9 protein-coding genes and 2 pseudogenes are annotated in these 12,290 nt (G+C 59.9%); 3 read left to right on the top strand and 8 right to left on the bottom strand.

The annotated features are described in order from the left end of the window. The first annotated feature begins 3 nt into the window (after positions 1-3). Both ACZYHG_RS34990 and ACZYHG_RS34995 read left to right on the top strand, forming a co-directional pair. Positions 4-1,068 carry a mandelate racemase/muconate lactonizing enzyme family protein gene (locus ACZYHG_RS34990; RefSeq protein WP_464614972.1) on the top strand — a complete coding sequence of 355 codons (1,065 nt, stop codon included), beginning with the start codon at positions 4-6 and terminating at the stop codon, positions 1,066-1,068. Then, the gene (locus ACZYHG_RS34995) at positions 1,068-2,123 is read left to right on the top strand and encodes a GlxA family transcriptional regulator (protein WP_464614973.1); all 1,056 of its coding nucleotides are present in this window, start codon (positions 1,068-1,070) and stop codon (positions 2,121-2,123) included. The genes ACZYHG_RS34990 and ACZYHG_RS34995 overlap by 1 nt, the downstream gene beginning before the upstream one ends. A gap of 1,001 nt (positions 2,124-3,124) precedes the next feature. Here the strand turns inward: ACZYHG_RS34995 and ACZYHG_RS35000 are convergent. From ACZYHG_RS35000 to ACZYHG_RS35030, 7 genes and pseudogenes are all read right to left on the bottom strand, one after another. Beyond that, complete coding sequence (locus ACZYHG_RS35000) at positions 3,125-4,582, bottom strand: NAD-dependent succinate-semialdehyde dehydrogenase (RefSeq protein ID WP_464614974.1); 1,458 nt, start codon at positions 4,580-4,582, stop codon at positions 3,125-3,127. 478 nt (positions 4,583-5,060) lie between these two features. Then, the gene (locus tag ACZYHG_RS35005) at positions 5,061-6,455 is read right to left on the bottom strand and encodes a M16 family metallopeptidase (RefSeq protein WP_464615363.1); all 1,395 of its coding nucleotides are present in this window, start codon (positions 6,453-6,455) and stop codon (positions 5,061-5,063) included. Positions 6,456-6,462: 7 nt separating this feature from the next. After that, complete coding sequence (locus ACZYHG_RS35010) at positions 6,463-7,761, bottom strand: M16 family metallopeptidase (RefSeq protein WP_464614975.1); 1,299 nt, start codon at positions 7,759-7,761, stop codon at positions 6,463-6,465. 1,353 nt (positions 7,762-9,114) lie between these two features. Then, a pseudogene (locus tag ACZYHG_RS35015) lies at positions 9,115-9,653 on the bottom strand (class I adenylate-forming enzyme family protein); the annotation flags it as partial. Next, positions 9,635-9,757: a hypothetical protein gene (locus ACZYHG_RS35020; RefSeq protein WP_258580866.1), complete on the bottom strand. Its 123-nt coding sequence runs from the start codon at positions 9,755-9,757 to the stop codon at positions 9,635-9,637. The gene ACZYHG_RS35020 and the pseudogene ACZYHG_RS35015, both read right to left, overlap by 19 nt. Next, positions 9,754-10,222 (bottom strand): annotated as a pseudogene (locus ACZYHG_RS35025) (biotin carboxylase N-terminal domain-containing protein). The gene ACZYHG_RS35020 and the pseudogene ACZYHG_RS35025 overlap by 4 nt, the downstream one beginning before the upstream one ends. 624 nt (positions 10,223-10,846) lie before the next feature. After that, positions 10,847-11,095 (bottom strand): hypothetical protein, encoded by a 249-nt coding sequence (locus ACZYHG_RS35030; protein WP_183455186.1) that lies wholly within the window; start codon positions 11,093-11,095, stop codon positions 10,847-10,849. Positions 11,096-11,300: 205 nt separating this feature from the next. Between ACZYHG_RS35030 and ACZYHG_RS35035 the strand changes: the two genes are divergently transcribed. After that, positions 11,301-11,513 (top strand): cold-shock protein, encoded by a 213-nt coding sequence (locus tag ACZYHG_RS35035; protein WP_464614976.1) that lies wholly within the window; start codon positions 11,301-11,303, stop codon positions 11,511-11,513. A gap of 249 nt (positions 11,514-11,762) precedes the next feature. On the opposite strand, the gene ACZYHG_RS35040 is transcribed toward ACZYHG_RS35035, so the two are convergent. Beyond that, positions 11,763-12,233: a Ros/MucR family transcriptional regulator gene (locus ACZYHG_RS35040; protein ID WP_464615364.1), complete on the bottom strand. Its 471-nt coding sequence runs from the start codon at positions 12,231-12,233 to the stop codon at positions 11,763-11,765. Positions 12,234-12,290: the final 57 nt, after the last annotated feature.

The raw sequence follows: 12,290 nt of genomic DNA on the forward strand, positions 1-12,290 counted from the left end.
CTCATGCGCATTGACCAGATCAACGTCTATAGGGCTCAGTTGCCTGTCAAAGACGGCACCTATCGAATCGCGACCGATGACGGGTTGACTGGCTGGGGCGAAACCTGCCCGATCGGGCCCGTTTATCAGCCGCATCATGCACTCGGCGCACGCGCGGCGATTGCCGAAATCGCGCCGGGGCTCCTCGGTCTTGAGATTGCGTCGATCAGGCTTCTCGCCAAACGTATGGACCAGCGCTTAAACGGGCATGGGTATGCCAAGGCCGCATTGGACATGGCGTTTCTCGACCTTCTCGGCCAGCGGCTGGGAGTGCCGGTCTCAACGCTTTTGGGCGGCGCCCTGACAGACCGAGTCCCGGCTCACTATTCATTGATCATCGGCCCACCGGACGAAACGGCCAGGATTGCGGCCGACAAGGTGAAGTCAGGTTATCCACGCTTGCAGGTCAAAATTTCGGGGCGCAATCTCGAGGAGGATGTGGCCACTGTTCACAAGGTTTGGCAGGCGGTCGGCTTTAAGGCGCGCATCGCCGTGGACGGCAATAGAGGCCTGACCGTGGCCTCTGCAATCCATCTCGACAGGCTTTGCCAAGCGATCCCGTTCGTTTTCGAACAGCCCTGCAACACCATGGACGAGGTCGCGACGCTCAGGGGCCGTGTGTCGCACCCGGTCTATCTGGACGAGAACACCGAGGACCAGAATGTCGTGTTTCGAGCGATCTCGCTAGGCATCGCGGATGGCTTCGGCTTCAAGGTCACGCGCCTGGGCGGCCTCACGAAGATGACGACCGTGCGCGACCTTTGCGCCATCCGCTCGCTCCCGCACAGCTGCGACGACGCCTGGGGCGGCGACATCATCGCGGCGGCGTGCGTCCATCTTGCGGCGACCGTCGAACCGCGCCGCATGGAAGGCGTCTGGATCGCGCAGGAGTATATTGAAGGACATTTCGACGCGAAGAATCCGATCGTCATCGAAAAGGGTCACATCGCAGTACCGCAGCTGCCAGGCCTCGGCATCAAACCGGAACCCGGCACCTTCGGTGAGCCGGTAGCCACGTACGGATCCTAGTGAACGCACCCGCCAACATCAGCGCAATGACGTCGTTGGCCACGCCGAAAATTTCGGCGGCGGCCGATCGACCGTTTGACTTGGTGGTTCTGGTCTTACCCGGGTTCTCGCACCTAGCGCTTCACGCCTATATCGAACCCTTTCGGATCGCCAACACGGTATCGAGGCTGCCGCTGTTCCGGTGGCGAATCGCGGGGCTTGACGCTCGGCCAATCGAGGGCGCCAACGGCCTTTCGGTTGCTGTTGATGTCGTGATAGACGAGCTGGTTTTCGGCTCTGACAATCGCAGACCGAACCAGTTCGCTATGGTGGCGGGCGAGCCGGTAGAACGGCAACTGACGCCTGAGCTCAACGGATTTCTGCGAACGATGGCGCGTCGCGGGGTTCCAATATCTGCGGTTGGCACAGCGACATGGTTGATTGCGCGGACAGGCCTTCTGGCAGGCACACGCTGCACTATACACTGGTCGCGGCTCGCTGCTTTCGCCGAGGTGTTCAACCAGCCCCGCATAAGCGACTCCTTGTTTGTCAAAGACGGCCAGTATTCGACCTGCGCAGGAGAACTGGCAGCCTTCGACCTGGCGATCGATCTGATCGGCAGCCATGCCGGCGGGTATATTGCACAGGAGGTCTGCCGCCACGCGACTGTCGAAGGACAGCGCTCAGGATCAAACCGGCAGACCGGGCCATCGGGTCTAGCCTTTGCCGGTGTGAGCGACAAGCTCCTGATGGCAATGCGGATCATGGAAGAAAATGTGGAGTTCCCGCTCGCAATGGACAAGGTCGCGCAACGGGCCGGAGTATCGCGGCGCCAGCTGGAACGCTTGTTCGCGTCGCATATCGGGCTTCCGCCGGTGCGCCACTATCTCCAGATCCGCATAGACCATGCGAAGCGGCTGATCGAAGGCACGCGGATGCCCATCATCGACATTGCCATGGCCTGCGGGTTCATGTCCGCTTCGCACTTCGCAAAGTGCTTCAGAGCCTTCAATGGAATGTCGCCGCAGCAGTGTCGAGCGATAGTGCCGGCTTGGGTTGGGCCCGGCTTAAGATGATAGCTTGGTATTTGAATTTAGCGGAGAACAGCGGCCTTATGTGGCAAAAGCACCAAATTTTCCCTAGCCACTACAGGCCCTGTAATCGATTATTGCGGGCAAGGGACATGCCCCGCGTCCTTGGCAACTAGGATCTTGAGGATATCGTCCTTGCTGAATTTCTGGCCGCCGAGCTCGAGTTTCCCCAGCAGCTCCGCATTGTCCACAAATGCCCTCAAAGCAAGTGATCCACCTGTTGCGGTGGAAGCGATGATATCCTTGCACGACAGAGCCTAAGGTTCATCGGCCAGGTATTGCTGTGGACAAACCTCCCGGAGCGGGGCACGCAACGTATCTGGGACTGTGGCCTTGGGATCGCAATCCGTTCATCATCCAGCCGTTTCGCCTCGCGCCAGATGTTCCCCACATCCAACCGCCGGTCTCGACCACAATGTCCCGATCGGAGCCTCCTATCCCAGGCGCATACCCCAAGGATCGCCCGATGCCGATCTGAGCTGATGTCGCGCAAGCATCGGTCAAGTACCGTTTCGCGCTGCCGGACGCAGGCGATCCACGCGATGCCGTAGGCTACCGGCAAGCGTCTGCGTATCAAGATCCAGGCCGCCCGCAGAAGCTTCAGTCGATCGAGCAGTGGGTTCGCCGCCATGGGTTGAACCGATGAACGCTGATCTACCGGCCCACGCGGCGCGCCACTGCAAACAAGCCCTCCATGTAGAGACCTTGTTCGGGCCACTTGCCTAGCTGCAACTCGAAACGTTCGAAGCCTTCTCGGCGAGGACCGTCTGGTCGCTCGCAAGCTTGTCGCCCGCCACATGCGACCCTCTGCGCCGACAACCAGGCGCTTGTCTGCGTCGAGAGAATATCCAGCCAGTACTTCAGAATTGCGTCTCCACGGGTTGCAGAGCCGCACGCCGGCACCCATCGAGCAGAGATCTTTCGATTTCCGTCTTCGGAGATCGCTCGTGCAATTCCCGGATCTGCGAACCGCGCAAGCAGATGCTTCAGATTCCGCCCATGCAAAGGTATTTCATTTCGAGGTAGTCTTCGAGGCCATGGCGGGAACCCTCCCGCCCGATGCCGGACTGCTTGATCCCGCCGAAGGGTGCCGCTTCCGAGGACATGCGTCCCGTGTTGATACCGACCATGCCATATTCCAGGGCCTCGGCCACACGCCAGACACGCTTCAGGTTTGAGGCATAGAAGTAGGCGGCGAGGCCGTAGATCGTGTCGTTGGCCTCACGCACGACCTGATCCGCATCGTCGAAGCGAATGATCGGCGCCAGCGGCCCGAAAGTCTCTTCCTGCGCAACCGCCATCACGCTGGAAATCTCGGTGAGCACCGTTGGTTCGAAAAACGTGCCATCCTTGCCTATGCGATTGCCCCCGCATCGAATTGTGCCGCCTTTTTCGACCGCATCGGCGATATGCGATTCGATCTTGGCCAGAGCATGCTTGTCGATGAGCGGTCCGATGTCCACTCCTGGAGCGAAACCGTCACCAACCGATAAGCGGCGGACTTTCTCCTCGAATTTCTCGACGAACTCATCGTGAACGCTCGATTGAACGTAAAGGCGGTTCGCCGACACGCAAGTCTGGCCGGCATTGCGGAATTTCGCCTGGATCGCGCCGTCAACCGCAGCGTCAATTTCGGCGTCGTCGAAGACGATGAAAGGTGCATTGCCGCCGAGCTCGAGGCTGACCTTCTTGATCTGGTCCGAGCACTGGCGCATCAGCAGCCGGCCAACCTCGGTCGATCCGGTGAAGCTGATCTTGCGGACCTTGGGATTGGCGCAAAGTTCGCGGCCAACCGCATCACCTTCGGACGCATAGATCAGGTTGACGACGCCTTCGGGAAAGCCGGCCTGATGGGCGAGAGCGAACATTGCGCCAGCCACGAGGGGGGTCTGCTCAGCGGGCTTGAGGACAATGGTGCAGCCTGCGGCCAAGGCTGGCGAGATCTTGCGTGCGACCATGGACGCTGGGAAATTCCAGGGTGTTATCGTGCCGACGACGCCGATCGGTTGCTTGATCACCAGCATCCGACGGTCCGTCGATGGTGCGGAGATCGTCTCGCCATAGATGCGATTGGCCTCCTCGGCGTACCATTGCAGGTACGCCGCAGCATGCGACATCTCCGATTTGGCTTCGGCAAGCGGCTTGCCCATCTCCGCTGTGAGTATAGCGGCGAGATCGTCGGCGTGGTCGATGATCAACTGATGCCAACGCCACAGAACGTCGCTGCGCTCACGTGCGGTCAATCCTGCCCATCCAGGCTGGGCGACATAGGCCTTGTCGATCGCAGCGCATGTTTCCTCGACACCCATGTCGGGAAGCTCTGCCAGCACTTCGCCGGTCGACGGGTTGAGGACCTCGAATGTTCGCTTGCTAATCCGCATGCCAAGTGCCGGCAGGCGATCAATGGGTCCAAAGAGCTCGGGGGATTTCAGGTGACGGATCATCGGCAGGCACAGGGGCAATACCGGATTCCTCCTCGACGCAGCGGGTATATTAGCAGGGTGCGGCGTGTATTGCGCGACGCCGGGGTTGCTTATAGGGCCTCGGCCGGACAGCTGGTAGTCCAATGTACGCAATTGGAAAGGGAGCTACTTTGAGAGTTTTCTAATCGATGCTCGCGGTTCTTGTTAGGCAAAAAATCGGAAGTCGGCTTCGCCATCCGCACGCTGTGCATGCGGGTAACCTGCGCCTTTCAATCTGCGGACCATGATCGGGGTCCTCTATCCATCCGAAGAGAAGCTGGCGTGAGGAGGAGCGTGCCACAATCAGGCGATTCGGCCGCCTGAACCGGCAGATGCCTCGCAAGGGCCCCCAAAACCGCTCGGCGGGCTTTTAAAAAACCCCACTAGCCTGCCGAACCGGACCACACTCCCCGTGAAAAAGCTCACAAGGGGAGAGGGAAGTCGAAACGGGCTCCTGTATTCATCCTTTGCCCCCCAGCGGCGGGCCAACGACCATAATGGCGGGCTCGGCCGAAAGCAGCTTCTTCGCCGCAGCCTTGACCTGGTCGAGTGTCACTTGATCGATGAGGGCGGCGCGGCGCTGGATGTAGTCGATGCCAAGCTTGTCGAGCTGCAATCCGACGAGCGTGGCTGCAATCGAGCTGGAGGAATCCAGATAGTTGATGGCATAGGCGCCGATCAGATGCTTCTTGCTCGCCTCGAGCTCGGCCTCCGTCGGGCCCTTCTCCGCCATATCCTTCACCACCTGATGCACGATGCTCAGCGTCTCGGCGGCACGGTCCGAGCGCGTCGCCGTCGTAACCAGCAGTTCATGAGAATGCTCGTAGCCGGCCAGATAAGAGCCGACGCCATAGGCAAGGCCGCGCTTTTCGCGCACCTCCTCCCACAGGCGCGACGTGAAGGGCGAGCCGCCGAGGATATCGTTCATCAGCAGCGCGGCGAAGAAACCCGGCTCACTGCGTCCGACGCCAGGAAAAGCCAATCGCAGCGAGGTCTGGGGAAGCTCGTAGTTCACCTCCACCTGCTGTCCGAGTTTGGCGGCGACATCGGCAACGGGGGAGAGCGTCTGCTTGTCGTGCAAATCGCCGAACAGCTGGTCGAGCTTTTCACTCAGCCTCTTTGCGTCAATGTCACCGACCACCGCAACATGGAGCCCGTCGCGAGCGAAAGTGGCCTTGTGGAAGGCGCCGAGATCGGCCGGCGTGATGCCGGCGAGGCTCACTTTGTTCCCTTCGTCCGGCCGGGAATAGGGATGGGTGCCATAGATCGCGCGCAGCCATTTGCGCTGAGCGATCGCCTCGGGGTCGCGCTCATTGGCGATGATGCCGGAGAGAAGCTGGTCGCGGATGCGGTCGACCGGCTCCTTATCGAAGCGAGGCCTGTTCACCGCGAGCCTGAGCAGATCGAAAGCGGCGTCCTGTTGTTCCGAAAGCATGCGCATCGAGCCGTGGATGCCGTCGCGCTGCGCGTCGAAGCTCATCTCGGCGCCGGCGTCGTCAAGCTTCACCTGGAATGCATCACTGTCGAGACCGCCGGCGCCCTCGTCGAACAGGCCGGCCATCAGGTTCGCCAGCCCCTCCTTGCCGGCCGGGTCCTGGGTAGAGCCGCCGTGGAAAGCGAAGCGGATGGTGATGATCGGCAGCGTATGGTCCTCCACCAGCCAGGCGGTGATGCCCTTTTCAGATTTCACCTCCTGGATATTCATCGCCGCATGGGCCCTGAGCGCCGGCAGGATGAGGAAGAAAATGGCGATGAAAAGGATGGCCAGCGGGGTGGCAAGGCGCGCGACGCTGCCTTGTGCCGCTGAAAGCGGAAAAGGCAGGGCTTGTGCAAAGGCGGCACGGTGTTGGTTCATCATCACATCATTTCTCCGTCTTGGGCAAGAGATAGCCGGTGGTCGAATGGTCGGACACGAGATAGCGGGCGGCAACCGCCTTGACCTGATCGGCGGTGACCTCGCGGATGCGGTCCTGCCATTCCTCGACGTCGTTTACGGTGCCGCCGGTGGCAAGCGTGGAGCCATACATGCTGGCGATGGAGTCCTGCTTGTCGCGGGCGAAGATCACCGAGCGGACACGGCGGTTCTTGGCCTTGTCCAGTTCGTCATTGGTCACACCGTCCTTGGCGATGCGGGCGATCTCGGCATCGACCGCAGCCTCGATGTCGGCGAGCTTGGCGTCGCCGCGCGGCGCGCCGTAGACGGTGAAATTGGTGGCGTCGAGCATGGTGCCCTGAAACCAGGCGCTGGCCTCGGTGGCTATTCCCTGTTTCACCACCAACTGCTGGTAGAGCCGGCTGCGGCTGCCGCCGCCGAGGATCTCGGCAAGCAGGTCGAGCGCCTCGGCCTCGCCATGCTCAGCGGTGCGATAGGACGGCACCACCCAATGCGTCGAAAAGTTCGGCACCGACACGCGCGCGTCGGTGCGCGTCACCGTGCGCTTAGTGTTCTGCTCCGGCTCGACCGGCCGGACTCGCGGCAGCAGCTCGGGTCCACGCGGGAGCTTGCCATAGGTCTTCTCGGCCAGCGCCTTCACCGTCCCCGGCTCGACATCGCCCGCCACCACCAGCACGGCATTGTTGGGGTTATAATATTTGTTGTAGAAGGCGACGGCGTCGGTGCGGTTCAGCTGCTCCATCTCTTGCATCCAGCCGACGATCGGGATGCGGTAAGGCTGATTCTGCCACAACGTCGCGTTGACCTCCTCTTCTAGAACCGCCTGCGGATTGTTGTCGACGCGCAGACGGCGCTCCTCCATGATCACGTCGCGCTCGGTCTTGATATCGTCGTCGGTGAGGCTGAGGTTGCGCATACGGTCGGCCTCGAAGCTCATCATCTGCTCCAACGCCGAGGGCGCCACTCTCTGGTAGAAGGCGGTATAGTCGTAAGAGGTGAAGGCATTGTGCGAGCCGCCGATCTCGGCCACCGCGCGGTTCAGCTCGCCGGCGACGTGATTGGCCGTGGCCTTGAACATCAAATGCTCGAAGAAATGCGCGATGCCGGATTTGCCCGACGGCTCGTCGGCGCTGCCGACCTTGTACCACACCATATGGGTGACGATCGGCGCGCGGTGATCGGGGATGACGACCACCTCCATGCCGTTGTCGAGCAAGAAATCCGTCACCTTGCCGTCGTCGGTGGCGGCCAGAACCGGAGCGGTCATCGCGAAAACCAAGGCGGTCTCAATGAATGCCCTGCGCAGCCACCGAGACGGAAGTTTGGTGGATGGCTCCGGTTGTGGTGGCCGGACGATCGGCAAGGTTCGTGGCAAAGCGATTTCCTTATTTTGAAGGCGCTGCGTCCCCGTCTCCCCGTGTGGGAGAAAGTGGACCGATAGGCAGCGCCGATCCACCCGAGCCGTCTGCATGTTGCCAGGCCTTGCTCGAGCCTCATCTTTGGATGCGTCCGGGAGACGTGGGGCGTTATTTTTTGGTGAGGTGATCATGGGACGGCTTCTCCTTGGTCCGTGACGCGTTTGCGGATGACCGCGCACGTGCCGTGCCAAATGAGAAAACCGTTTCGGCAATGTGATAAATCGGGCTCTGCTATGTTGCGTATCCGACATTGTCGGACATCGGACGGCGCCGAACGCGAAGCGCTTGCGGCTTGAGACGATATCTTGCTCGGGTGAAAGACGATTGAGCGTGCTGCCGCGGCAGGGGATAGGAAGCTTCTCGAACTGGCCGCGGCACTGAGAGGGTTGGAATGGAGACGATGGTGGTCGACGCAGAACGCTGTCCTCGACAGGCAGGCCAGGGGCGACGCTGAACGAGCAGCGGAGTCAGGAGCGTGGCCGGTAGGAAAGAGCTGGCCGCCAGGCTATTCGCAGTGGCGGAGAGGCGACCGGGAGCTTGGCAGGCCGACGTCAAGGAGGCCGCTCAATGGCACCTGGCTAGAGCGTGGCATCGCCGGCTCTGGCCTCGGCAGCGTGCTTGATATCAGTTGTCAGAGTTGCCCAAAGCTATCCGGGATCGCGAGGCAATGTGTGTACACCTCCCGACAAAATCGCGGGGCTGCTAGACGCTGGGCTGCGCCCCCAAGCCGACAGACAGCGCCTGGCCGTTTTGAAAAACCAACAAATAAGGCAGCGCCGGGAGACGCTCTCGGCGTGTTTCTTATCGGCATGCCTTCTTCAATGTCCGGAGCGGACCAAGGAACCGCAATTCGCCATCCTCAGGACGCTGAGACATTGCCTTTAATTGATCATATATCGGCGGATGCGAGGACGAAGCGGCCTTGAGCGACGCCCTTTGCTGATCCCGCCGGCAGCCGAAGCTGGGAGATTTCGTAAAGGGCGATCGACGGCCGGACGGCGATTGGTGAGGCGGCATGAGCAGCGCGCTCAATATTACGCTTCACGTCCAAAATCTAAATCGCGAAAGAAATCACAAGCGATAGCCTCCGAACCTTTCGCCGAGGCCGAGTTCGTATGGCACCGTCACCGCCGCATTCATCTTGAATCGCAAGTTCACCTGTGGCCGTAAAAGAACCCAGTCATCGCGCAAGGCCCTGTTCTTCAATTGCTGCCTCTTTGCAGGCTTGATCGCGCATCGCGCTCTTTCAGAATAGAGTGCTGGATTTTGCCCAACGCCGTTCGCGGCAATTCTTTGGTGAAAATAAACTCGCGCGGGACTTTGAAACGGGCGACTTGGGACTGCACATAGGCAGCCAGTGCTTCTGCTTCGATCCGAGCCCCCCGCCTGATCACGTAGGCGACTGGTACTTCGTCCCAGCGCGGATCCGGCCGGCCGACGACAGCGCATTCTGCGACATCGGTGTGCTCGTTAAGCACACGCTCGACTTCCGCCGGATAGATGTTTTCTCCGCCGGAAATGATCAGGTTCTTTTGCGATCACGGACCCAAAAATAACCGTCGGCATCGCGGTGACCGAGATCGCCACTGCGATACCATCCCTCACGCTGCGCCTCTCGGGTCGCTTGTTGATCGCGCCAATATTCATAGAAGACGTTGGGGACCGGCACCACTACTTCGCCTGTCACGCCTGGCGGCAACTCCTTGCCAGTGTCATCGATAATCATGGCTTCGCAGCATCTCCGAAATACCGCTGCGCCTGCGTGCCTGCACAATGGCGTGTTCCAATGCATCGATGTCGCGCGATCCGCATGCCCTTGCCACCGCCGCCGGCGGATGGTTTCACCAAGGCGTTCCAATGGACCGTGCGCGCGAAATGAACGTTGCTGGATCATCCTCTTCGATCGCCGAAGGCGCGACGGGAAAGCCATTCCGCTGAACGAACTTGCGGGCCTGGATCTTGTCGCCCATCAATTCGATATTCTCTGGAGTAGGCCCAATGAACACGATGCCGGCCTCCAACACCTTGCGAGCAAATTCCGCATTCTCCGACAAAAATCCATAGCCCGGGTGAATCGCCCCAGCGTTCAAATCGTGGGCGGCAGCGATGATTATCGAGATAGGCCGCGACCGGTGTGCGACCGCTTATGGGAACCGCCACGTCGGCCATTGAGACGGCTGGCGTCCCCGCATCGAAATCGTGGTAGACAATTGCAGAGCGCAGCTCCAGCTCGCGCAGCGTCTTGATGATTCGTACGGCGATCTCGCCTCTATTGGCGATCAGAACTGTATCAAAGGGTAATTTTTGCATTATCCTGTTTTTCCAAGAACAGGGCTGGGGTTAGTATTGTCGTTGTTCGCAGTTTAGGTGGCGGCCTACCTCAAGGCGTTGGGTCAATCGTCGAGATAGATGCTGCCATTCGAGAGCCGAAATCGCACGGTGTTTGCATAGCCATTTTCGGCAACGGAAATGGACTTCGCTCATTACAGCCTGGCGCAGCCAGGATCGGGCGCAGCCCCGATTGGAAGGCAGAACATCTGATGCTTCGCCATCTGCGAAAGTGCGAAAACACACTTTGCAGTTTGGGCAGTTTGGATCAGAATTTTTTCTCTTCTCCGTTCAGTCGTCGGAACAAGCAGAAACCGTGACAATTTCCGCCGATCGGGTTCTTCGGTGCTGGGTGGTTAAGTGGGCGACAAAGAGGGGCCTTTTGCGTGGGCGCCATGCCGAGTTCGCTATTCACTGATGTCCGTGTGACATTGAACGTTTCCTTTTCCGATCGGGGCGGCGATGCTGGAAAGGTGAGCAGTTGCAGCCGCCGCTGGCTGAGGGGGCGACGGAATTTTGCACACGCCATGCAGGCAGTTTTTGCGCGCTGGTGAGCCGACGAACAGATCGATGCCTTCTAACCGGCGACCGGCTCTAAGCTCAAGGCTATGATGCCAACAACAGCCTGACCCTGGTCAATTTCAGATGTGCCAACCGCCGTGCCGGATAATGGAACATCTCTTGGGTGCTTTCTATAACAAACACCAGGGTCATCAGATCAAGCAGGAAGTCGTCGATCGCTTGGGCGATTGTTTGCGACTTATCGTCCAACTGATCCAGCAAAACGCGCGCCCTATCGATCGCATCCGCGCTGGCCGCATCGATTAACGCCTCGATCCTTTTGAAACAATCCAATTCCGAACTCCTTCAAGCCTCGCCAGGGTTATGCACCAAGGTGGCGACGTTAACCACCCGGCCGTTGACCCAGTGGCGCGAGCCACCATCAGCAGATCGAGCCGGGCCCCGCAATTTTTCGTTTTTGCTTTGCCTAAAGTCTCGGCTATGTATCGGACTGGCCTAACGGCCTGCCCACGTTGCAATTGTACAAAGGAATACGCATATGGCGACCGGAACAGTGAAGTGGTTTAACAGCAGCAAGGGATTTGGATTTATCCAGCCCGACAATGGCGGTCAGGATGTTTTCGTCCACATTTCCGCTGTCGAGCGCGCGGGCCTCTCAACCCTCAATGACGGCCAGAAGGTCAACTATGAGATCGAACAGGACCGCCGCACTGGTAAGTCATCCGCTGGCAGCCTAAGCAAAGCTGGCTGATTTTTCGGCTGCGTCCCGCAAGAGCCGGAAGCACGCGGCACGTCCCGGATGGGCTGACCCGCTCGACAAGAGTGGGCGAGAACATGGCTTGACCGGAGAATCGGTCAGCAGATTGCTGCAAACCGTCGCGAATTCCTGAAACCAGGTTGTCTGGAAAGACAAGGCGGGGTGGCTCCCCGCCTTTTCATATTCCGTGCAGATCATGCCAATGGCAGCAGCACACTCCAAAACGAATCTCGGTTGCCGAAATTATGCCGTGACCTTCTTGCGGGTCCGTTTCGCCGGCGCCGGCGCCGGCGTTTCCGGCTCCTTCGGTTTGCGGCCGAGCCCCATCGTCTTGGCCAATGCCGAGCGCGCCGCGGCGTAATTCGGCGCGACCATGGGATAATCCGCCGGCAGGCCCCATTTGGCGCGATATTCGTCCGGCGTCAGCCCGTAGTGGGTCGACAGATGGCGCTTTAGCGATTTGAATTTCTTCCCGTCCTCAAGGGAGATCATGTAGTCCGGTGTCACCGACTTCTTGATCGGGACTGCAGGCTTAAGGACCGCCGGCTCTTCTGCGGAGACGCCTCCGGCTGTGCCTTTCAGAGCCGCATGCACTTGGCGGATCAGAGCAGGGAGGTCCCCTACCGGAACCGGATTGTTGGAGACATAGGCTGAGACCACATCGGCTGTGAGCTCGATGAGGGTGTCGGTGTTTTTGTCGGCTTCTTCTGTCATGAAAATCTCCGGGCGGCTTGGAACATAGTCGGCGAAGCGTCGCTTCATAGTGGGGGT

The organism is Mesorhizobium subarcticum (genome assembly GCF_055456085.1).